The sequence below is a fragment of the Haloarcula pellucida genome, from assembly GCF_014647235.1.
Taxonomy (GTDB): Archaea; Halobacteriota; Halobacteria; order Halobacteriales; family Haloarculaceae; genus Haloarcula; species Haloarcula pellucida.
This window is the reverse complement of the sequence record NZ_BMOU01000002.1, coordinates 305628-327394: the sequence shown is the minus strand read 5'-3', so window position 1 is coordinate 327394 and position 21767 is coordinate 305628. Positions and strand designations below refer to the sequence as shown.

Below are 21767 nucleotides of genomic sequence, written 5' to 3'. Positions count from 1 at the left end.
GAAAAGCCCTTAGCCGCCGACGGTGAGTTCCGAGCGAATGGCGTCGGTACTCGTCCTGTTCCACCGGTCGCACCTGAACCCACGGATGGAGCTGTTCGCCGAGGCTCTGACCGGGGCTAACCACGACGTTTCAGCACTCTGTTGGCGTCGCGGCGGCAGTTCGAACGCCGCCGGAAGCGCCGTCCCCACCCAACCGATCCCGAGCCCCGGATTCGGTGCGTCGCTTCTGAACGCCCTCTTTCTCCCGCTGGTCTACGTCCGGTTTCTCCGCGCCATCGCCTACCGGGACCCGGACCTCCTCTTCTGTGCGCACGTCTCGCTGCTCCCCCTCGCCGTCGTCGTCGGGTGGCTCACCCGAACGCCGGTCGTCTACGACGTTGTCGAACCGTACCGCGAGGGGTACGGGGAACGCGACACTCGCCTCGCGCCGGTGTTTACGTCGCTCGTGACGACCTTCGAACGAGTCTGTCTCCGAAGCGTCGACGGTATCACCGTCATCGACACTGACGGCGACCGACTCGAGGAACGATACAGTGGCTTCACTCGGAATCTCGAAGTCGTCTACAACGTCCCTCGGCTGAAGCCCTGCCCGAAGCGAGACGAGGCCGTCGAGACCGTGGTGTACGCGGGAACTATCAACGACCGGAAAGGAGTCCCGATGCTGCTGGAGGCGTTCGCAATGGTCCGCGAGACGCGTCCGGAGACGACCCTCTTGCTCGTCGGCGACTCGGTCGACGACACACTCGAACAGCTCCGTCGTCGGGCGGACGAACTCGGCGTCACTGACGCCGTCCAGTTCGTCGGCCGAGTGGACTACGACGAGGTCCACGATCACCTCGCTCGCGCCGATATCGGCGTCGCGCCGTACCAACCCGTCCCGATGTTCGAACTCTCCCGGTGGAATACGCGGAAAATCCCCGACTACATGAACGCCGCCCTCCCGGTCGTCGGTCCGGATTTCGGCGGGTTCGCTGAGATACTCGACCAGACCGAGTGCGGCCTCGCGGTGGATACGGCCGATGTCGACGCCCTCGCCGACGCGCTCCAGACCTTGGTCGACGATCCCGAACGCGCCCGGCGGTTGGGGGCGAACGGCCGGGACGCACTCGAAACCCGGTACAACTGGGAGACAGAGAAACGAAAAGTGGTGCGCGTGGTCCAGCGAGCGCTCGCGGGCCATCCCGACTAGCGCTCGGCGTGGTACTCCGTCGCCGCGTCGCTCATCGTCATCGGGACGAGCGCCCCCTCGATCGACAGCGATTCGGCGTGGGCGAGAATCGACTCGAAGACCCCGAGCAATCTCTCCCGGTCGAACCCGAGGTCGAACGGGTGGAACCGGAGGTGGAAGATGCCGCCGGTGGCCGCCGCCCTGTCGAGTCCGGCGACTGTACGCCGCCGTTGTGAGTCTGGGTGTGTCCACTGCCACCCGTCGTGGTACGGGCGGAACACCTGCGACCCGGGGAGTTCGAGCAGCCCCTCTCGTTCGCGGGGCCACACGGACGGCGGGGTTCGGTGGAGCGCCTCTTCGAGGTACCGTGGCGGCTTGCGGGCCAGCGACGGGAGCGACCACCGTTCGAACCACCGGGCGTCACGGCCGCGGTATACGTCGATTCCCGCGTCGGCCAACACGTCTCTGTGCCCGATTCGGTTGCGGGGAAACACGTAGCTCTGCGGATCGAGACCGTGGTCGTTTGCCACCGCCATAGCGGTGCCAACCTCTCGTTCGGCCGCCTCGCGGTGACAGCCGGACTCGCCGAGCAACATGTGTGTGTAGCCGTGGAGACCGACCTCGTGGTCGACCGTACAGGACTGTATCCGGTCGACGATATCCGGCGCGTACCAGAGGTCACGGTCGACGCCAGTTCGACACGGTAGGGCGTCGTGCCAGCCGTCGACCCACGGGTACGTCGGTTCTGGCCCCGCTGCGTGGACCCCGCCGCAGTCTTCCAGCAGATGGGCCACCACGGCCCACGTCGCCGGCACCTCGTACTCGTCGAACAGCGTACACAGGTCCTCGACGACGCCCCGCGCCTCTCGGTAGGCCGGTTCGTACCGGTCTATCTTCCCCACGTCGAAGGTCCCCCACGCGAGTTCCGTGTCCAGCGAGACGACGAACGCGCCCGGGCGGTCGCTCATAGGTAGCCGAGGTCCGCGAGGCGGTCAGTCGCGTCCTCTGAGACGTCGCCGCGTCCAGTACCGTGGGTCGCTGAACCCGGGACCGTCTCGACCGAACGGGTCGCCGGTTCAGAGTCGGCCTCGAAGACGCCCGTCAGTACCTCGCCGTCCATGTCTTCTCGTACCGGATAGCCGAGCAGGTGGAGAACGGTCGGTGCCAGATCGAGGATATGAACGTCGTCTGGCTCTGTCGCCCCGTCTATCGCCGGCCCGCAGGCTGCGAACAGGCCGGTCTTCGTATTCTCTCCCTGCCAGTCCTGCGGGGTGTCGAAGACGGTGTCGACACCGATGCCGCCGTCGATGTGGACGTGTGGGGCCTGGTCGAGGACGACGTCCGGGCCATCGGCGACGTATGGCCCCGAGTAGACCGACTCCGCAGGCAATGCCGCCCTGACGATGGGCGTCCCGTGATCGTCGGTCAGGCCGTCCAGTGCCTCGACGAGTTCGTCTCTGACACGACGGCGGTCTTCGGGGTCCGGTTCGAGGACGTATATCGGCCCTTGTCCGCTGGCGATAGCGGTCGATCGCTCCCAGTCGACGACGCCTGCTTTCGCCGCTTTCTTTACGACGCCATCGTCGGTCGGCAGGAGCGACTGCAGTCGCTCGGGGACGACGCGGCGCGCCCACCACTCCACTCGGAGCACGTTCAACACGCGCCGGATGCGCTGTTTCGTGAGTCCGGCGCGGTAGAGCCAGTCACTCGCACCGGATTCGGTGACGAGATACCCCTCGCGGGCCAGCCACGCGTTGACCCGGAACCACCGCTCGACCCGGTTCGAGCCGTGGTCCGAGAGCAAGACGAGGTGGTCGAGTTCGTCCAGCGAGCGGAGGTCTGCGATGCGGTCGTCGATGCGCGTCCACGCCTCCTCGACGACCGGATGGTCGTAGTAGAAGTGCTGGAGCATGTTGATGTAGAAGACAGAGAGGTGGACGAACTCGTACTCCCCCGAGGATACGAGGTCACAGAGAACGTCGAACCGGGTGTCGACGAGGTCGTATATCTCCTCGACGCAGGCGTTCTCGGGGTCGTCGCCCTGCAGTAGCGACAACTGCTCCGGATGAACGCGGTAGTCGTACTCCGCTTCGAGTTCGGCTTCGAACGAGGCCGGTGCGGTGTAGCCCGTCTGGTCCGCGCCCGGCCCGCCGGCGACGTGGACGCCGTTTACCTCGTGGGGCGGGAAACTCGTCGGCAGATTGAGCGAGGCGACAGGGCCGTCCATGTACTCCCAGTAGTTCGTGCCGTCGAAGTTGTGAGCCGCACTCGTCGTGGTAATGGTGCGGTTCGATCGGTCGACACGTTCCCACCAGAACACGCCGAGTTTTCCCGGGTTACGCCCGGTCGCATAGCACTTCCAGTTCGGACAGGTGACCGGAGGCAGACAGCTCTCCATGTCGGCGGCGACGCCGTCCTCGACGATGCGGGATAACGCCGGGAGTTTCCCGGCATCGAGCCACGGCTGGAGGAGTTCGAAGCCCGCACCGTCGAGTCCAAGGGCGACTGTGGTCACGTTTGGGCAGATACGCGCGTCGGTTTAGCGCTGGGGAATATAAACATTGATACCTGACTGAATCGCTCAGCGGCGTCGATACAACGACGACTTACAATAAAGCGTTCTGTTAGGCAAACTACCCACAGACGACTACTTATAACCCAGTTCCTCCAACCGCTTAGCAACAGACTCAGGAGTCCGGTCGTCAGACTGGTCACCCTCACCCAACCAGCGGGGTACCGCCGTGTGCAGTCGGTTCGCTACGTCGTCTGGTATACTCTGGACAGTTTCGGAAGGCAACGAGAATCCAACCGTCGCGTCGTCACCACGGGAAACGATCAACTTCCAATCGTCGTGGTAGACTGCCTTTTTTTCGTAGCCGTATCTCACTCCCTCGACAATAGGAACACGCGTATCCGGAATCGAGGACGAGAGCGAATAGCCTGAACAAGCAAGCGCGCCTTCCAGTCCAACTATGTCTAAAATAGTCGGACAAACGTCAACTAGCGAGACAGGTGTCGATTGGTGCGTAACTTGGTCTGATTCGATGACGAGGGGGACACGTGTGATAGATTCGTAGGGAGTACCGCCATGGCCGACACAATAGTACCCGCGTGTGTCGTCAAAGTGCTCTTCATCAACCGTGGAACACTCCCAGAATCCCTTTCCATGGTCGGCGGTCACGACGAACAAGATGTCAGCAAATTCGTTTTCGACTTCGCGCTGGTATGACTTGATACAATCAGTGACGTAATCGACAGCTGCCCTGTAGATCCGCTTTCTGTGGGTCTTGAAACGTCTGACTTCGCTCTCTGTCTCCGGCTCATATGAGTCCCAATCGGAGACGTCGATGTCGGCATCAACCTCGTGTCTCTCGTGATACGCTTGGGGCGGGTCAATCGGTTCGTGAGCGTCGTTTAGGTGGATATACGAGAAAGTGCTAGAAGTCCGGTGTTTCGACAGCCAAGAGAGATGGTCGTCCAGTATTTCGTCGGCACGGACGGCGTGGCGGTACAGCTTGTGAGTCTGAAATTTGCCCCTGAGTGCCCAAAACGGCGTAATAAACCCGAACCCGCCATAGGTCTCGTATCCAGCCGCTGCCAAAGCTTGTGGCAGCGTCGTGTGTGACTTGCTCATCTGTTGTGGAACCGGGTGTGAGGGACGGTGTAAGCCGTCAGCGTTTCGCATTGCACCGTGCTGGTGGGGATACTTACCCGTCAGAATAGAAGTGACGGACGGGAACGTCCACGGCGCAGCGGTAATCGCGTTCATCGGTGATTGAGACGTTAGAGATGGTGCGATGTTTTTGGTGATGGCATCGTGTCTCAATCCATCAACGACGATACAGACGATGTGTGATGGTGCACCAGAGGCAGCATCGTAGTCGGCCGTTAGCGGTTCATATCTATCATCAGCTTTCTGAGAGAGGCGACTATTTTCGATTCTCTGCAACAGAGGATGGTTCGAGGACTTGTATTTTTGTTTGATTGCTTCGGGGAGATAGTTAGAGAGGTGGAAAACTGGATGCATACAGACCATATTATAAACCCGAAATAAAATCTTGCCGGTAATTCTCCATCTTTTCTGTTATCTAGTCTGACAGGAGGCTGTTGTGTCACCCTTGATCCGGTGGACAGGAGACGTACATGTGGTTTCAGGCAGTATAGTTGACTGGTTCCGTAGTAGCGCTCAAGTACTCCGGTGAACAATCGGTTGGAAGAGACACAATCAGCGATGTACAAACGCCCGCGCCAGTCAGTTTTTGAAGACAGATGAACGGGACGAAACCAAAGGTACAGGTCGTAGTCGTGAATTACAATGGCAAAGATCATCTGGACTATGCACTCCCCTCAATTCGGGAGACGGCGTACCCAAATTACGATATCGAAGTGGTCGACAACAACTCCTCGGATGGCTCTGTAGAGTACGTACGCGAGAATTACCCCTCTATTTCCGTTACTGAATTGGACCAAAATCGTGGCTGGGCCGGTGGGAACAACGTTGGAATCCGGCATGGACTCAAGAAAGGTGCAGAGTATATCGTACTCGTAAACAACGATATCAGAGTCCATCCCGAATGGTTGTCCGCGGCGGTAGCAGCCGGCGAAGCCCACAGCGATGTCGGTTTCATAGGCTTCGACGTGTACGGGACGGTCTCGTCGGTCCCACTCGAAGAGTTCGAACGAGCAGTAGAGGATTGGGAACGAGCATCACAACACTACACAGACGAATTCATTGATGGAATGGCCTTGTGCATCAAGTCGTCGGTATTCGCCGATATCGGGCTGCTAGACGACGAGTACTTTCTCTATGCCGACGAAACGGATTTCGAGATACGTGGGCAACGTGCGGGGTACAAGCGGATGAAGACTAACGTTCCAGTTTGGCACTATTCATCCGGAACGACAGAAGAGATACCGACTAAGGCCAGTTACTTCGCTATTAGGAACCATATCAGACTCTCTGTCAAACACGAGTCGGTCGTAGGCGTTTTCCGAAAGATTCTGTTGCTGTATTATGTGGGTTGTCACCCGTGGTTTGATGGAGATATGAACGACAGAATTAACCAACGCCGTCGACCGAGGGGGGTCGTTTTCAACTTCTTCCTCGTGACGTACTGTGTACTCTGGAACGTTGTGTACCTCCCGCAAACACTACGAACCAGACGAGAGGAATATCGTCGAATCGACTGTGATGGAAAATAAGGAGGGTTCCTAATGAAGCATGATTCAAACGTACTTCGACGAGGTGGCTACGAGCTAAGTAGGAGTCGAATCCATGATTCGTGAGAGAATACGATGATCGAGCTACTAGTCACAGCACACGGCCTATCACGAGAACTTGTCTGGGACAGGTGGCGAATTCTCGCAGACGAATATCCCGTTAGCGTGACGTTAGTCGTTCCAGAGCGATGGGAGAGTTATTGGTTCAACGAACGTGAAGTCCTCTCTCCAGAACCCGTTCGCGAAGATAATTTCAGAGTCATCACGCTCCCTACGACCGATGTAGAGGATTGGTCCAGCTACTTCTTCCGCTCGATAGACAACGAACTCCGAGAGCTTGAGCCAGACGTAATCTATTCACTTCACGAGGAACACATCTTTGTTAATCATCAGTGGTTGCTGTATCGAAATATCTGGTGTCCCGACGCCAAGTTCATATTCTTCTCTATGAACGCACTCGGAGTACCGAAAGACGAGTGGCATCAGAAACTTCGTTGGTGGCATTTGGAGCGCAACGCAGAGGCAGCGCTCGGACACTATCCTGGCTGTAAGCGGTCTCTCCGGCAAGCGGGATTCGAGCGACCAATATTCATGCAGACGCAGATCGGGCTCAGTGAGAACTTGTTTTACCCAGATACGGCGGCCCGAAACGCAGTTCGTGAGGAACTCGGGTTCGACGACGAGTTCGTCGTCGGATTCACCGGACGCCTCGTCGAGGAGAAAGGCATTTTCGATCTCATAGAGGCAATGCCGTTAGAGGAAACCGATTGGCGGTTACTCATAGTCGGAGACGGTGATATGAGAGGGAAAGTGGAAGACCGTATCGCAAACTGTGGGTTTGAACACCGAGCCCACATGATGGGCTTCGTCGAACAAAAAGAAGTTGCTCGGTACATGCGCGCGATGGACTGCTATGTCCTCGGGTCACACACGACCGACGACTGGATAGACACGTTTCCACTCTCCCCAGTACAGGCGATGGCGACGGAAGTCCCGACGGTGGTATCCGACTCCGGTGCACTACCGTTCCAAGTGGGAGACGCCGGACTCGTCTTCCCAGAAAAGGATGTCGGCACCCTGAAAGAGCATCTACAGTTTCTCGCCGATAACCCCGAGGAACGTCGGAAAATCGGAGAAGCATGTCGCGAACAGGTCATGTCGAAGTTCAGCGCCGAAGCGCTTGCCGAGAACTTCTTCAAAATTCTCGTGCAGGTCTACACCGGCGAATACGAGTATGCCGACGAGGGAGAAAAGTATACACAGTACAAGGCGCATTGACCAACGGAAGACCGACAGACGAGGCATCAGCGGATAGCGGCGACGAGCGGGAATCAAAGATATGTGTGGCATCTGGGGATACGTCGGCTGGGACGACACGGTGACAGTCGACGCTGCGTGGGACGGACTATGCTCGCTGACCGACAGGGGGCCAGACGATTGGGGGCTGTACGTCGACGGCGTTGGTAAAGTCACCGACGAACCGGCCCTCCCATCCGGTTCACACTCCGTACTGTTAGGAAACAGACGTCTGAGTATTCTCGATGTCTCCGCCGCGGGCAACCAGCCGATGTGCACTGATGACGGTCACTGGATAGTGTACAACGGCGAGGTGTACAACTATCGAGAACTCAGGGAGGAACTTCGCGACGACGGATACACGTTCGAATCGGATACGGACACCGAAGTCGTGCTGAAAGCCTATCAGGAGTACGGTACGGACTGCGTCGAACACTTCCGAGGGATGTTCGCGTTCGTGGTCTACGACTCGGACGCCGACCGGATGTTTGCTGCACGCGACCGATTCGGAATCAAGCCGTTCTACTACACGGCGCGGCAGGGTGGTGTAGCGTTCGCTTCCGAAGTTACGTCGTTGCTGGATAGCGGGATAGCAGAAAGGACACTCGACCCGGTCGGAGTCGACGGGTTCCTGACGTTCGGTTACGTGCCTGCTCCGGCGACGATCATCGAGGGAGTTCGTTCGCTGCCGCCGGGTTCGACGCTAACCTCCGAGTGTGACGGTAGCGATCCACACATAGAGTCATATTACGAACTGGAGTTCGACGAATCAGATGCGGAGTACAGTCACCGACTACGGACCCTTCTAACCGAGAGTGTCCAGTTGCGGTTGCGGTCCGACGTGCCGGTAGGTGCTTTCCTGAGTGGCGGGCTTGATTCCTCGTCTATTGTTGCCCTCATGTGTGAGATCGCTCCGAGCGACGCGGATATCCGAACGTACTCCATCGGGTTCGAGGAGGACGCGTACTCCGAAACGACATTCGCCGAAGAGATGGCTGACTACCTCGAAACGGAGCACACCTCACTGTCGGTCACAGCCGACGACGTAGCGGCCGAACTGCCGGACATCGTGGCGGCGATGGACCAGCCATCTGTCGACGGTGTCAACACGTACTTCGTCTCGAAACTCGCGGCCGAAGACGGTATCAAGGTCGCTCTCTCGGGACTCGGAAGCGACGAACTACTGTATGGATACCCGACGTTCGAAGGTGTCGACGCACGCTATCGACAGTTTCGGTGGCTTGAGGCGCTTCCGGACAAACTCCGAGGCCCCCTGGGTCGAACCGTCGAACGGGTTGGTCGATTTCTCCCTGAGCAACCTACTGACAAGATTGCCGACATCCTCAGGTCGAAATCCCCGTTCGGGGCCGCGTACATCCTCTCCCGGGGACTGTTTACCACGGCACAGCGACGACGATTGACCAGTGGACAGCGGACGACCGACTGGTCCGAACGAATCGGCAAGGACGTCGAGTGGGACAGAAACACGACAAAAGCTGTCGCCGCAGCCGAGCTGACGTGGTACATGCAGAATCAACTACTCCGTGATACAGACGCGATGTCGATGGCACAGTCACTGGAAGTCCGAGTGCCATTTCTCGATACACAGTTGGCCGAGTTCGCTCTCTCCATCCCAGATGAATCGAAGACCGGCAGCGAGAAGCGAGTACTCAAAGAGGCCGTCGAAGACGTAGTGCCGTCCTCAATAACCGACCGTGAGAAGACTGGGTTCATCTTCCCGATGGATATCTGGTTGAACGAAGAACTTCGACCGGTGCTGGACGCAGTGTTCGAAGACGACTGTCTGCTCCAGCGAGCGAAGCTCGAACCTGCAGCCGCCAGAGACGTTCGCCAATCCTTCGAAAACGGAGAGCTATACTGGCAGGAGCCATGGGCTATCGTCGTGCTTTCGAAGTGGGTCGAGCGCCATCTGTGACCGACTGTGGCCTCACACCAGCGAGGAATACAGATGTCGATACTGCTCACCGACGACATCCAGCGAATAGTGTTCGACCGCCCTGTTCCGCGCTGCCTGTCCAAGGGTCTCCCGACGCTTCGGGTCGGCCAGCACCCACTCAATCCCCCGTGCGAGATCAGTCGGATCGTATGGGGCCGCCAGATATCCCGTCTCCTCGTGGAGGACAGTGTCAGACGGCCCCGTCGCGTCGAAGGCGACGACCGGCGTCCCACACGCCATCGCCTCCGTGACCGTCTGTCCGAACCCTTCGTACCGAGAGGGGACGACCATCACGTCGGCCGCAGCGTACAGTAGGGCGAGACTCTCCTCGTCGTCGAGATAGCCGGTGTAGTGCGTCGGGAGGCCGAAATCCGGCGGATCGACCGGCTCACTCGCGCCGAAGACGATCAGTTCGGGAGCCTGGTCGGACCGTGTCGAGACCTGTTCGATGGCGTCGCGGAGCAGGTCGTATCCCTTTCTGTCGTTGCTGAGTGGTCCGACAGACCCGAAGAGGACGAGCGGTGTGTCGGGCGGCAGACCGAACAGGTCTCGGGCGACGGACTGATCGCGGGGCTTGAACCGCGCTGTGTCGAGTGCGTTCGGGATGATTTCGACGGGACAATCCTCGAAGATGGCACTCTCACGGGCACAGGACGCGAGCCACGAACTGGTCGCGACGACGGTTATGTCCGCCCGTTCCACGGCCCGTTTCTTCCGGCCAAGGGTCACGCTCGACGGGTCGATTGCGTGGTCGCTGTCGAGTTGTGGGCAGTTGCCACAACCGTCGCGGTACCGTGTACAGCCGTCGGCGTAGTGACACCCACCGGTGAGCGGCCACATGTCCGGGAGTCGCCAGACGAGTGGGCGGTCGAACTCGTCGATAGCGCCGGTATCCATGAACCCGCCAGCCACCCAGTTCAGTTGCAGCAGATCCGGGTCGAGTGCCGCGATTCGGCAGTCGAGACGGTCGGGAAGCCAACTCAAAGAGAACTCCGGAGACGGGTCGTACAGAGAGAGCGGAAGCGAGTCGAGATGTGGGCGGAGGCGAGCGAGTACCTTGCCGGAGCGACCTTTCGGACCGACGATAGTCGGGTCGTCCGTCGACTTCCGACGAACGAGCATCCGGGAGTCGACGCCGACGGTCTGGAGCGCGTCGTGGACTCGACGGGTGGCGGTCCCCGCCCCGCCAGCGTCACGCGCCGTTAGTAGCAACGGCCGGACAGTGCTCATAATCGGGAGAGAACGAGAAGCTACTAAATAACAGCGGGACAGGGGGCCGCGACGTCACTGTGACTTCCGCATGATACCGGTGTTGTTGGTTATGCGCATCGACTGGACGTCACGCGTGGAAGCGAACGTCTCGAAGGCATCGTTCCAGGTGATGTCGTCCGAGAGCAGCACTCCACCGGGTTCGAGCCACTCGTATGCGAGTTCGTACTCGAAGAACATGCAGGGTATCGAGTGTTCGGAGTCGTGGAGAAACACGTCGATGCCACCCGTCTCCTGAAGAACGTCGGGGAGTTCCCGCTGACTCTTTCCAATCGTGAGTGACCAGCGGTCTTCGAGACGGTCGGGAACGATCCAGCCGGGTGACTTGTCGCTTGGAATCGCGGCACCGCCGTACTCGTCGAACGTCGCCCGTTTGAACTCGGCTAGTGATTCGTCTGCGTAGAACGGGAAGTCGATAGAATGGAGTGTCCCGTGTCCGTTTTGATGTAGTGCCAATAGGAGGCAGAGTGTCGAGACGCCGTTACAAACACCGGTCTCGACAACGGTCTCCGGTCTGCGTTTCCGCAGTAGTGCATAGCACTCACGGCCAAAGTCAAGACCGATGCTTCCGAGACCTCCCGAACCAGTCATCTCTTGGAGTTCCTCGAGAGCCTCGTCACGCAGTTCACTCACCGGTCCGTTATCGAACTCGCGCACGTATCGTGCGTACTCTCGCTCCTCGAAGAACGTGTCTACGAACTGTGCATGTCGCTCCTCTGCCGATGAAATACCCCGAATCTGGCGGTATCTGGGCCCGACAATCGACCGGACGCCTGAAGGCAAATTGTAGTAGAACCTCGAAAAAACACCCATAGAGATGGCCCACGGCATGGGCCAATAAAAATCCTGCCTCAAGGGGTTCGTGACTGGTCGCGACAGTACCGACCGGCTATTTGTACCCGAGCGACCGGAGCCGGTTCAAGACTTCGCCCTCGTCGGCGTACGCAACGGGTTCGTTCTCGTCGGTGACAGATTCCAGTTCGTCGACGAACGCCGCGTACCGTTCGTCCAGTGACGCAACCACTGACGGTCGATTACCGGCGGCATTGGCTGTCTCAGACGGGTCCGTTTCGACGTCGTAGAGAGCCACTTCCTCACCGTGGACAGTCTCACAGTAACCGCACTCAAGTGATGACCCACGCTCCGACGCGAGCACGTCGTCCTCAACGTGGTGTATGTACTTCCATCTCGGTGTCCGGACTGCAACCCGACGTTCGGTGTAGGCCTCCTCGGCATACACTGCGTCTCGTTCGTCCCAGTCGTCCGTGTCGTCGATCAGGGGGCGGAGACTCTGACCGTCGGTCGCCGGTCGGTTCTCCACACCGAGGACGTCGTAGACGGTCGGAGCGAGGTCTATCTCCTGAACGAATTCGCTCCGGGTCTGGCCGGACCCGAGACTACAGACGAGCGGAACCCGCATGACGGCGTCGTGCAACCCGTGGTGGTCGAAGAAGATACCGTGTTCCAGTAGTGACTCCCCATGGTCGCTGGTAATAAACAACGCAGTCTCCTCCCAGCGGTTCTGCTCACGGAGCGCATCAACTAGCCGTCCGATTTTGCGGTCCGCGCTCACGACAGCGGCGTCGTAGTGAGCGACCGCTCGTCCCAGTTCCTCGCGAGCGTCGAAGCGTTCGGCAATACTCGTGAGTCGGGTCCGCTGGGCGTCAGTCAGTGCATCGTCGTCGAAGCGGTCGTCCAGAGAACCGTACTCGTACTCCCCCGTGTTAAGAAGTCGTTCGACGTCGTCCTCGGCCGAGAGATACGGCATGTGGGTGTCCATGAGATGCACCAATCCGAAGAACGGTTCCTCGTCGACGTGGTTCAGGAGGTCGGTCGCTGAGTGGTCCTCGTGTATCAACGCCTGTGGTTTCGACTCGGACGCGGCGTCGTACAATCGACGAGCAAGCGCTCCGAGGGCCGGGGCGTACCGATCCACTGCCCGGTACAGAGAGTGAGCGGTCTGGACCAGCGAGTCGGTCGTGTCGGTGTCGGGATCGCTTTCGGGGTAGTGGTCGAACCCTCGGGCGTGCCAGCGGCCGAGGTGTTGGCCAGTCACCACTGTTCGCCACCCGTCGTCGCGGAGCACGGACTGTATCGGCCGCACGGATTCCACGCGTCGTTTCTCCTCGTCGGTCACGAGTTTTCCGTGGTGGTACACCGTCGAAAGTGGGTATCGTCCCGTCTCTATGGCTGTCAGCGACGGATCCGTGTTCGGCGAACACGTGAACGCGTTCTCGAACGCTGTCCCGTCGGCCGCGATGGCGTCGATGTTCGGTGTAAGGCCAGACCCAGTGCCGACACGGTCTGCACGCAATGCGTCGACGACGACTACAATGACGTTTGCTACCATGATTACTTATCAGCGAGCGCAGCGAGGTCCGGTTCCAACACGAGCATCTGTCGGTTCGGTTCGTGCGCCGAATCGACGACGACGAGGTCGTCGTCGTGACTCCACCGAGGGTGGAGATCACAGCGATACACACTCCCAGCGTACTCCGTTTCGAACGTGCCGAGCGTGTGGAGTCGGTCCCGTTTATCGTCCCACACGAACAGGCGTCGGGTGGCGTCCTCGTCTGCGTACGTGTCCGTCAGCATCCAGCGGCCGTCGTCCGACCACGTGTTGTGGCCGTTCTCCTCGATAACACCCTCACCGACGGTCGAGAACGACTCGGACTGATCACGGAACTCGACGAACACCTGTCGGGGGAGTGCGCGTTCGGCCCGGTCACCGAGAACGCGGTCCCGAGCGAAGCGATAGACGGGGCGCACGAGTCGTTTGAGCGTCGGTGACCGCTGTACCGTGTCGACGGTCCGTTGCGAAACCGATGGCTTCGTCGTCCAGATGGTGAACCGGTCGTCGGTGTGCCACCCCATATGCGAGTAGAACTCCGTGTCGGGGAACATGTAGAGGTTCGAGCCGTCCGGGGCCGCGGTGAACAATCGCGTCCCGTGCGAGCCGTTCCCGTCGGCCCAGCGGTGGAAGAACGCGAACCGAGTGCCGCTCGGATTCCAGAGCATGTGTTCGAGCCAGTTGTCACGACGTTCGAAGACCGGTTTCGAATCGACGTTACAGACTTCGGGTGTACTCAGTATCTGTTCGGTGGCACCCGTATCCAGGTCGACCCTGTAGATTCCGTCATCCTCGTGCATCGGTCGATCCCACTTCTGTCGGTCGATACCCCGATAGTTGTAGCCGGGTCGGCAGTGATAGAGACGTTCGTAGTTCGCAGCGAGGGCGAACTCTCCGGAGGGGTGAACGGCGTATATCGGTCGTGGAAGTCGCCGTTCGGTTCCGGTTTCGGTGTCGACCAGCACAGAGACGAACGAGTCGTCGGCCCGGTCGTTGTATAGCACACGGGATTCGTAGTCAGGTGGAAGCCACTGGAGCATCGCCCCCTGTTGCCAGTTGAACGCGGCCGTCTCGCCGAGGGCGACGAACCGCTCCGTTTCGAGGTCCCAGTAACCGACAGTCGCCGTGTCGTCGGCGGTGATCGGTCGGCCGTCGAAGTCGGTCCGGTGACAGAGAAGGCGAGACCCAGTCGCGTCAAGTGGCGACTTGTCGTAGTAGCCGAAGAAGTGGCTGTGGGTGGATGGCGTCTCGAAGCGGATAGAGACGGCGTCGCTCATCTCATACCCATCCGGACGCTGGTCATCGAATCGAACAGTCACTGTTAACGTGAATCCATACTGCGTTCCCCGGTGGTAACTGTATCCCTGCGGCCATCAGGATTGATATTTCCGCCCGGTTCGGGGGAGTGCAGTCGGACCTAGCTCTCGTGGAGCATCGTGTAGAGTCCGTCTTGGTCGAGTAACTCTGTATGGGTCCCGGACTCCACGATTCGCCCGTCGCGCATCGCATGTATCGTGTCGGCACTGCTAACTGTCGACAGTCGGTGTGCGACGACCAACAGGCCACACTCTCTGTCCATCGCTTCGAGGGCTGAATGAACCCTCGCTTCGAGCGCGGTGTCGAGGTCGCTCGTCGCTTCATCGAACACGAGGAAATCGGCGTCTGTCAGCAGTGCGCGAGCGATGGCGATGCGCTGGCGTTGGCCCCCAGAGAGACGGACGCCGTCGTCGCCGAGTTCGGTCTCGTACCCACTCGGAAGGTCGTCAAGGAACTCGGATACCTGCGCGATTTCACAGGCCTCGTCAACCTCGGCCTGTGATGCATCTCGGTTCCCGATAGTGACGTTGTACCGCAACGTGTCGTTGAACACGTGTGGTTGCTGTCTGACGACCGCGATACGGTCGCGCCAAGCGTCGATATCGAACTCGGTTATCGGCGTCCCGTCTGCAGTGATACGGCCAGTATCTGGTTCGTACAGACGGGCGACCAAGGAGACGACGGTCGACTTCCCAGCACCAGACGGGCCGACGAACGCCACGAACTCGTCACGTTTCGCGGTGAACGACACCTCATCTAAGACACGTTCGTCGTCGTACGCGAACGATACATCTTCGAACGCGATCTCAGATGTCGGTATCGGCGGGTGGATGCCGTCTGTGTCGACCTCCTGTTGTGCGTCAAGCCGTCTCTGGAAGCGCTGTGTCCGAACGAGATGCGGGAGACGACTGTCCAGTTCGTACAGGAGGTTGTTGAGCGTGTTTACGCGTGGGGCGAGTCGAAAGACGGCGAAGAGGAACACACCCAATCGCGCCAGCGAGAGGGAGGCGACGGTGACGGCAGTATAGATGAGCGCAAAGACGGTAAACGCCGTTATCATCTGATAGAAGTTGTCCATCGCCTCGGCGTTACGCCGAATCCGAACCGAGGCGCTGACGTACCGGTCTACCGCCGTCTCGAAACTATCGAACAGTTCGGATTCGAGGTCGAACAATTTCACGTCACGTATCCCTTGGACGCCTGCCTGGACAGCGTGTTGCACCTGTTCGTTGGCATCAGCGACGTCAGACCCAGCGGCGTAGCCACTCCCCACACGCCGCCGGACGACAAACACTAGGACGCCGAGGATGATGCCAGAGCCGATAGTTAAAACCGGCGCGAGATACACCGCGATGGAGAGGTAGATAAGCGCTATGAGGGACTGTTCGACGAACCGAACGAGTCGGTTGATCGCGTCACTCCCGTACTCCGCCTGGGTGATTATCGCGTTCAGGATTTCGTCGGAGCCGTGAGTGTCAAAGTATGCCACGCGGGCGCTGAGAGCGTCATCGAAGATATCTCGCTGGAGGGACCGAACGAAGGTCAGACCCAGGACTGTTCGAAGATATGCGACGAGAAACGATGCCGTATATCGGACTGCAATGACGGCTGCAACCCCTAAAAGAACGGACTCCAGTGAGAAGGGGATGCCGAGTATTCTGTACGCACGGAAGAACACCGCAGTGATACCATCGGGTTGTGTAGCACTGCCACCCTCTGCGAGTTGAATGATCGGAACGAGGAACGATAGACCAACCCCCTCAAGAAGCGCTGCCACTGCACTCAGGAGAACGATTGCGAGAGACAGAAACGGACGGAATCCGGAGATAGTTCGGATCGCATCGATTTTGTCTCGGAAAGAGATAGACGAAGACATCGTTGCTACTCGTTGAACACAGGAGGGGGCTCAATAAAACGCCCCTTCCTCGACAGGTCGATGCGCCTCGTACCACTCGATGGTCCGCTCCAGTCCCTCCTCGAAGTCCGTCGACGCCTCCCATCCGAACCGCTCTTCAGCGCGGGACGTATCCAGGCGTCGCCGCGGTTGTCCGTCGGGTTTCGAGGTGTCCCACGCCACCTCGCCATCGAACCCCGTCATCTCGACGATGGTCTCGACCAACTCGCGGATGGATATCTCCGTCCCACTGCCCAGATTCACCGGGTCGCTGCTGTCGTAGCGTTCCGTCGCGTCTAAGATACCCTCGGCGGCGTCTTCCACGTAGAGGAACTCGCGTGTTGGCTCACCGGTTCCCCATGCGGTGATACTGTCGGCCCCCGCCTCGCGGGCCTCGATACACTTCCGGACGATGGCGGGGATGACGTGTGCGGTTTCGAGGTCGAAGTCGTCTCGCGGCCCGTAGAGGTTCACCGGGAGGAGGTATATGCTGTCGAAGTCGTACTGGTCGCGGTAGGCCCGGGACTGGGTCAGCAGGGCTTTCTTCGCGATGCCGTAGGGAGCGTTGGTCTCCTCGGGATAGCCGTCGTAGAGGTCGTCTTCGCTAAAGGGGACCTCGGTGTGTTTCGGATACGAACAGATGGTCCCGAGAATCGTACACTTCTCGACGTCGAACTGACGGGCCTGTTCGAGCAGTTCGATGCCCATGACGGCGTTGTCGTAGAAGTACCGGCCGGGGTTCTCTGCGTTGGCACCGATACCGCCGACCGTCGCGGCGAGGTGGAGGACGACGTCGGCGTCAGACTCGACGAACGCCTGTCGGATGGCCGCTTTCTCTCTGAGGTCGTAGTCGTCGCTGCGGGGGACGAACACCTCTACGTCGGACGACCGTGAGCGGAGGTCCTCGACGAGGTGGCTGCCGAGAAAGCCCGCGCCGCCGGTCACCATCACCGTCTTCCCGGCCCAGTAGTCGTCGGTCATCGCCAGTCGACCCGACCGTACCACTTCGGTTTGTTGTTCGCGTACCACTCGATAGTCCGGCGGACACCCTCACGCCAGCTAACCTCGGGTTCCCAGCCAGTCTCCTCGTTGAGTTTCTCGTAGCCGACCAGCAGTTCCTCGACGTCGCTGTCGCCCGGCCGATAGCGGTCCTCGCTCTGGACGATTTCGGGGTCGTCCCAGTACCCCGATTCGGTCCCGACCGAGAGAATCGTCTCGGTCCACTCGCGCATCGAGATGTTCTCGCCGTACCCGTAGACGTACTCCTCGCCGGGATTGCCGTCGAGTGCGACGTGCATGTGTCCGCGGACGCCGTCGGAGACGTAACACATGTCGCGTTTCGGCGTGAGGTTGCCCAGTTCGACGATGTCCCGTTCGAGGGCCTGCGTAACGATGGTCCCCGTGATGTATCGGGGGTTCTGTCGCGGGCCGTAGTTGTTGAACATCCGGGTGGTGACGCCCGGCAGCCCGTAGGCGTCGTAGAAGTTCATCGTCAGGAAGTCGGCGGCGAGTTTCGAGGTGGCGTAGATGGACTTCGGGTTGACGGGCGAGCGCTCGTTGAGCATCACCCGGCCGTCGTCGTGGTAGTCGTGCTTATCAGCGACCTGACTGTCGACGTTGCCGTACTCCTCGCTCGTCCCGGCAGTATCGAACTTCGCGATGTCGAGGTCGAGATCCACGATGCTCTGGAGGAGGTTCAGCGTCCCCGTAACGTTCGTATCGACGGTCTCGTAGGGTCGCTCCCACGACTCGCCGACGTGGGCCTGCGCCGCGAGGTGAAAGACGATGCTCTCGTCGTACTCGTCGAGCGCAGACAGTGCCTGTGAGACGGAGTGCTTATCCCGGAGGTCACCCCGGTGGACCGTGATGTCGTCTCGGAGGTGTCGGACGTTCCGCAGTTCGCCGCTAGAGGTGGCCCGGACGAACACGTGTACGTTCGCGCCGGCGTCGACGAGGCGTTCAGTGAGGTGTGAACCGACGAAACCGTCCGCACCGGTGACGAACACCGGCCGTTCGTCGAAACGAGCGTCGAGATCCATTCGTCCGATGCAAGCGTACAAGCGGGCTTGTAGTTTCTGGTTACTGAGGTACTTGAAGTGGAAACCGAGTGGGAAGAACCGCGTTCAAGCCCCGTCGTCGAGTGCCGCCGCTACAGTCGCTTCGACGGACTCACTCGCGTCCCAGTCTAGCAGCCGCGCCGCGCGAGAGGTATCGACTTCGAACGACTCTACGAGCGTCTCCTCGCCGGCGCGGGGGTTCTCGACGAGTTCGACGTTACAGTCGAGGCCGTGGTCGGCGGCGGCCGACTGGACTAGCTTCGCCATCTCGTGGACGCTGGGATCCTCGTCGCTGGCGATTTCGAACTTCTCGACGCCAGTTTCACCAGCGTCGAGTTGTTCCAGCAGCCGCTCGCTACTCTTGACGTATGCCCGCGCGATGTCTTTGACGTGGACGAAGTTACGAGACTGGGTCCCGGGTTCGTACACCGTCAGCGTCTCGCCGGCCAGCGCACGGTCGAGGAAGAAGTTGATGACGGTCCCTTTCGAGATGCGGTCCCCGTCGACTACGTGGCCGCCGTAGAGGTTCGAGATCATGAACTGGTGGGCCGGGAACGCGCCGTCGGCGAAGGTGTCGATTGCGCGCTCCGAGAGAAGTTTCGTCCGGCCGTACCAGTTGATGGGCGCTCGCGGGTGGTCGGCGGTGATAGGGAACTCCTGTGGGTCGCCGATGACGGCCATCGAGAACGGGAACGCCATGGCGGCACCGGTCTTCCGGCAGAACCACGCGACGTTGTCGGTCCCTTGAACGTTGACCTCGTAGGCCAGATCCGGGTTCTCCTCGCAGTCGTCGACGCCCGAGACGGCGGCCAGATGGAGGACGACGTCGGCACCCTCTAACGCGGCCTCCAGCCGGTCGCGGTTCCGGATGTCGACGTGGTCGACGTCGACGTCGCCGACCGAGCGGACCTTCGCCCTGTAGAAGTTGTCGATGGCGGTGAGTTCCCAGTCGGGGTGTTGGTCTTGCAGTTCGACGAGGACGCGGCTACCGATGTAGCCGGCCGCGCCCGTGATAGCGACGTGTGGCGTGTCTACCGTTCGTTCAGGCATCGGTGAATCTCCGTGCGATGTCGCGAATCCCCTCGCGGAGGGTTGTCTGTGGTTCGAAGCCAGTGCTGCGAAGTCGGTCGAAGTCGACGTGGTAGGAGGGGCCGGGGTGTTCGTCTTCGAGGTAGGTGATGTCGACGGCGCCGACCGCCTCGTCGACGATATCCGCGATTTCCGAAATCTGGTAGTTGGCGTCGGAACTTCCGACGTTGTACACCGTCTCGTCCCACTCGCCCGGTTCGAGCGCAGCGTGTTTGTAGGCCCGAGCGGCGTCGGAGACGTGGATAAACGGTCGCCAGTTCGACCCATCTCCGTAGACGGTGAGCGTGCGGCCGGTCAGCGCCCGGAAGACGAAGTAGTTCACGACGAGGTTGAACCGGACACCCGGCGAGTAGCCGAAGTTCGTCGCCATCCGCAGGGCCGTGCCGTCCATCTCGAACTCCTCGCAGTACTCCCGAAGCAGGGTTTCGGAGTCGAGTTTCGTCTCGGCGTAGGGGTTGATGGGGTCGGGCGTGACCGTCTCGTCGATGTCCGTGCTCGTCGCCCGCCCGTAGACGTTACACGAGGAGGCGAAGACGACGTTCTCGACGCCCAACTTCCCGGCGGCTCGGAGGACGTTCTCGGTGCCGTCGTAGTTGACGGCGACCGTCTCCTCGCGCCGGTCGTGCGTGCTGGACGCGCCGGTGATGGCGGCCAGATGGACCACCGTGTCGACGCCGCGCATGGCGCTCTCGACGTCGCCGTACTCGCGGACGTCGCCGCGGCGGAACTCCAGATTGCCGTCGACGGTGCCCATCAGCGCCCGGGGCGACCCGGAGGCGAGGCTATCGAGGACGACCACCTCGCCCACGCGGTCGTCGGCCTGCAGGCGCGGAATCAGGTCGCTCCCGATGTAGCCACACCCGCCCGTGACGAGGACGTCGGTCGTCATCACTCTAGGACGCCCGGCAGGAAGCGGTCCTCGTGGGCCTCGATGGTGTCGGCGTAGCGGGTCAGCGTCTCGAAGATGTCTTCGACGCCCTCCTCGAAGGACTGGGCCTGCCCGCCGATCAGATCGTCGTAGCGCTCGTTCGCGATCTCCATCTTGTGGGTCTCGTCCTCGTCACGCGGGTTCTCGAAGTGTTCGACGGCCACGTCCAACTCGAACTCGCTCCCCACGTCGGCGATGGTCTCGGCGATCTCGACGATGGAGATGGCTCGGGTGACCTGATTGTACACGGTCAGGCCCTCGGGCCGGTCGTCGGCGTCGGAAAGGGCCAGTTGCGCGAGGCCTTCGACGGCGTCCTCCAGCGAGACGAACGGCTTGCGCTGTTCGCCCTTGCCGTAGACGGTGACCGGGTAGCCGGCGACGGCCTGTGCACAGAAGCGATGCGTGACCGTCCCGAAGTAGTAGTCGAAGTCGAAGCGCGTCTTCAGGCGGTCGTCCTCTCGGGTTTCGGCGGTCTCGGTCCCGTACGTGATGGCCGTGCGCACGTCCGAGATGGGGATGTCGAACTGCTTGTGGGCCAACCGCATGTTGGCCGCGTCGTGGGACTTCGTGAGGTGGTACCAACTCCCAGCCATCGCGGGGAACGGCACGTCGTCGGCCTCGCCTTGGTTCTCCATGGTCGCACCGCCCTCGGGGATGGGGAACTCCGGCGCGCCGTAGACGCCCGTCGTCGTCGTCTCGACGAAGTGCGTATCCGTGAGGTCGTTCTCTTCGAGGCCCCACAGCAGGTTCCGCGTGGCCTGCATGTTGTTGTGCTGGGTGTAGTTCGCTCGCTCGCCGTTGATCTGGGAGTACGGTGCGGAGGGCTGAGCGGCCGCGTGGACGACAGTGTGGGGTTCGTGGACCTGCAGGAGTTCGTCGACGAACGCTCGCTCGGTCAGGTCGCCCTCGACGAAGGACATGTTCGAGACCCCGAGCGTCTCCTCGGCCGCGCGGATGCGCTCGTCGATGGACGCGACGGGGGTGGCGCTCGTCGCGCCGACCTCTTCGACCCACTCGCGGCGGGCGAAGTTGTCCACGAGGAGGACGCGGTCGTCGGTTCGGTTCGCGATGCGCAAGGCGGTGGGCCAACCGATGTAGCCGTCGGCCCCGGTGACGAGAACAGTCATGGTTACTCAACTCGTGAGTAACCATCCGTAGGTAAATATCTTCTGCCGACGACCGGTCGCGCGTCGCTGGGACCGAAACCGACATAGCCCGACCG

At 60.5% G+C, this 21767-nt stretch carries 17 protein-coding genes; 4 read left to right on the top strand and 13 right to left on the bottom strand.

From position 1 onward, the window contains the following. Nucleotides 1–37: 37 nt before the first annotated feature. Complete coding sequence (locus IEY28_RS08250; protein ID WP_188996271.1) at nucleotides 38–1189, top strand: glycosyltransferase family 4 protein; 1152 nt, start codon at nucleotides 38–40, stop codon at nucleotides 1187–1189. On the opposite strand, the gene IEY28_RS08245 is transcribed toward IEY28_RS08250, so the two are convergent. The 3 genes from IEY28_RS08245 to IEY28_RS08235 all read right to left on the bottom strand — a co-directional run bounded on the left by IEY28_RS08245 (nucleotide 1186) and on the right by IEY28_RS08235 (nucleotide 5195). After that, nucleotides 1186–2136, bottom strand: a complete 951-nt coding sequence (locus IEY28_RS08245; RefSeq protein WP_188996269.1) for a polysaccharide deacetylase family protein — start codon at nucleotides 2134–2136, stop codon at nucleotides 1186–1188. The genes IEY28_RS08250 and IEY28_RS08245 overlap by 4 nt on opposite strands. Continuing rightward, complete coding sequence (locus IEY28_RS08240; protein ID WP_188996267.1) at nucleotides 2133–3683, bottom strand: alkaline phosphatase family protein; 1551 nt, start codon at nucleotides 3681–3683, stop codon at nucleotides 2133–2135. Before IEY28_RS08240 ends, IEY28_RS08245 begins: the two co-directional genes overlap by 4 nt. Before the next feature lie 132 nt (nucleotides 3684–3815). Then, nucleotides 3816–5195, bottom strand: a complete 1380-nt coding sequence (locus IEY28_RS08235; protein ID WP_188996265.1) for a sulfatase family protein — start codon at nucleotides 5193–5195, stop codon at nucleotides 3816–3818. Nucleotides 5196–5437: 242 nt separating this feature from the next. Here IEY28_RS08235 and IEY28_RS08230 point away from each other — a divergent pair, with 242 nt between their 5' ends. From IEY28_RS08230 to asnB, 3 genes are all read left to right on the top strand, one after another. After that, nucleotides 5438–6370 (top strand): glycosyltransferase family 2 protein, encoded by a 933-nt coding sequence (locus tag IEY28_RS08230; protein ID WP_188996263.1) that lies wholly within the window; start codon nucleotides 5438–5440, stop codon nucleotides 6368–6370. A gap of 93 nt (nucleotides 6371–6463) precedes the next feature. Beyond that, a complete protein-coding gene (locus tag IEY28_RS08225; protein WP_188996261.1) occupies nucleotides 6464–7666 on the top strand; it encodes a glycosyltransferase family 4 protein in 1203 nt (400 codons plus the stop codon). Between the two features lie 61 nt (nucleotides 7667–7727). Further along, the gene (gene asnB, locus IEY28_RS08220) at nucleotides 7728–9620 is read left to right on the top strand and encodes an asparagine synthase (glutamine-hydrolyzing) (protein ID WP_188996259.1); all 1893 of its coding nucleotides are present in this window, start codon (nucleotides 7728–7730) and stop codon (nucleotides 9618–9620) included. Between the two features lie 12 nt (nucleotides 9621–9632). Here the strand turns inward: asnB and IEY28_RS08215 are convergent, their stop codons facing one another. From IEY28_RS08215 to IEY28_RS08170, 10 genes are all read right to left on the bottom strand, one after another. Then, nucleotides 9633–10871, bottom strand: coding sequence for a glycosyltransferase family 4 protein (locus tag IEY28_RS08215; RefSeq protein WP_188996257.1), 1239 nt, complete (start codon nucleotides 10869–10871; stop codon nucleotides 9633–9635). A 54-nt stretch (nucleotides 10872–10925) separates the two neighbouring features. Further along, on the bottom strand, nucleotides 10926–11741 hold the full coding sequence (locus IEY28_RS08210) for an O-methyltransferase (protein ID WP_188996255.1): 816 nt from the start codon (nucleotides 11739–11741) through the stop codon (nucleotides 10926–10928). 58 nt (nucleotides 11742–11799) lie between these two features. Beyond that, the gene (locus tag IEY28_RS08205) at nucleotides 11800–13260 is read right to left on the bottom strand and encodes a sulfatase family protein (RefSeq protein WP_188996253.1); all 1461 of its coding nucleotides are present in this window, start codon (nucleotides 13258–13260) and stop codon (nucleotides 11800–11802) included. 2 nt (nucleotides 13261–13262) lie between these two features. After that, nucleotides 13263–14537, bottom strand: coding sequence for a hypothetical protein (locus tag IEY28_RS08200; protein WP_188996251.1), 1275 nt, complete (start codon nucleotides 14535–14537; stop codon nucleotides 13263–13265). 140 nt (nucleotides 14538–14677) lie between these two features. Continuing rightward, the gene (locus tag IEY28_RS08195; protein ID WP_188996249.1) at nucleotides 14678–16453 is read right to left on the bottom strand and encodes an ABC transporter ATP-binding protein; all 1776 of its coding nucleotides are present in this window, start codon (nucleotides 16451–16453) and stop codon (nucleotides 14678–14680) included. Between the two features lie 30 nt (nucleotides 16454–16483). After that, nucleotides 16484–17452 carry a GDP-L-fucose synthase family protein gene (locus IEY28_RS08190; RefSeq protein WP_188996247.1) on the bottom strand — a complete coding sequence of 323 codons (969 nt, stop codon included), beginning with the start codon at nucleotides 17450–17452 and terminating at the stop codon, nucleotides 16484–16486. Further along, the gene (locus IEY28_RS08185) at nucleotides 17449–18510 is read right to left on the bottom strand and encodes a GDP-mannose 4,6-dehydratase (protein ID WP_188996245.1); all 1062 of its coding nucleotides are present in this window, start codon (nucleotides 18508–18510) and stop codon (nucleotides 17449–17451) included. Before IEY28_RS08185 ends, IEY28_RS08190 begins: the two co-directional genes overlap by 4 nt. 84 nt (nucleotides 18511–18594) lie before the next feature. Further along, complete coding sequence (locus IEY28_RS08180) at nucleotides 18595–19578, bottom strand: NAD-dependent epimerase/dehydratase family protein (protein WP_188996243.1); 984 nt, start codon at nucleotides 19576–19578, stop codon at nucleotides 18595–18597. Further along, the gene (locus IEY28_RS08175) at nucleotides 19571–20506 is read right to left on the bottom strand and encodes an NAD-dependent epimerase/dehydratase family protein (protein ID WP_188996241.1); all 936 of its coding nucleotides are present in this window, start codon (nucleotides 20504–20506) and stop codon (nucleotides 19571–19573) included. The genes IEY28_RS08180 and IEY28_RS08175 overlap by 8 nt, the downstream gene beginning before the upstream one ends. Beyond that, nucleotides 20506–21672, bottom strand: coding sequence for an NAD-dependent epimerase/dehydratase family protein (locus IEY28_RS08170; protein ID WP_188996239.1), 1167 nt, complete (start codon nucleotides 21670–21672; stop codon nucleotides 20506–20508). Before IEY28_RS08170 ends, IEY28_RS08175 begins: the two co-directional genes overlap by 1 nt. Nucleotides 21673–21767: the final 95 nt, after the last annotated feature.

Excerpts from the sequence above, each read along its gene's own strand:
- IEY28_RS08170 (WP_188996239.1), bottom strand. The coding sequence starts at position 21,672 with ATGACTGTTCTCGTCACCGGGGCCGACGGCTACATCGGTTGGCCCACC.
- IEY28_RS08225 (WP_188996261.1), top strand. The coding sequence starts at position 6,464 with ATGATCGAGCTACTAGTCACAGCACACGGCCTATCACGAGAACTTGTC.
- IEY28_RS08185 (WP_188996245.1), bottom strand. The coding sequence starts at position 18,510 with ATGGATCTCGACGCTCGTTTCGACGAACGGCCGGTGTTCGTCACCGGT.
- IEY28_RS08230 (WP_188996263.1), top strand. The coding sequence starts at position 5,438 with ATGAACGGGACGAAACCAAAGGTACAGGTCGTAGTCGTGAATTACAAT.
- IEY28_RS08250 (WP_188996271.1), top strand. The coding sequence starts at position 38 with ATGGCGTCGGTACTCGTCCTGTTCCACCGGTCGCACCTGAACCCACGG.
- IEY28_RS08215 (WP_188996257.1), bottom strand. The coding sequence starts at position 10,871 with ATGAGCACTGTCCGGCCGTTGCTACTAACGGCGCGTGACGCTGGCGGG.
- IEY28_RS08245 (WP_188996269.1), bottom strand. The coding sequence starts at position 2,136 with ATGAGCGACCGCCCGGGCGCGTTCGTCGTCTCGCTGGACACGGAACTC.
- IEY28_RS08195 (WP_188996249.1), bottom strand. The coding sequence starts at position 16,453 with ATGTCTTCGTCTATCTCTTTCCGAGACAAAATCGATGCGATCCGAACT.
- asnB (WP_188996259.1), top strand. The coding sequence starts at position 7,728 with ATGTGTGGCATCTGGGGATACGTCGGCTGGGACGACACGGTGACAGTC.
- IEY28_RS08190 (WP_188996247.1), bottom strand. The coding sequence starts at position 17,452 with ATGACCGACGACTACTGGGCCGGGAAGACGGTGATGGTGACCGGCGGC.
- IEY28_RS08205 (WP_188996253.1), bottom strand. The coding sequence starts at position 13,260 with ATGGTAGCAAACGTCATTGTAGTCGTCGTCGACGCATTGCGTGCAGAC.
- IEY28_RS08180 (WP_188996243.1), bottom strand. The coding sequence starts at position 19,578 with ATGCCTGAACGAACGGTAGACACGCCACACGTCGCTATCACGGGCGCG.
- IEY28_RS08210 (WP_188996255.1), bottom strand. The coding sequence starts at position 11,741 with ATGCCGTGGGCCATCTCTATGGGTGTTTTTTCGAGGTTCTACTACAAT.
- IEY28_RS08175 (WP_188996241.1), bottom strand. The coding sequence starts at position 20,506 with ATGACGACCGACGTCCTCGTCACGGGCGGGTGTGGCTACATCGGGAGC.
- IEY28_RS08200 (WP_188996251.1), bottom strand. The coding sequence starts at position 14,537 with ATGAGCGACGCCGTCTCTATCCGCTTCGAGACGCCATCCACCCACAGC.
- IEY28_RS08235 (WP_188996265.1), bottom strand. The coding sequence starts at position 5,195 with ATGCATCCAGTTTTCCACCTCTCTAACTATCTCCCCGAAGCAATCAAA.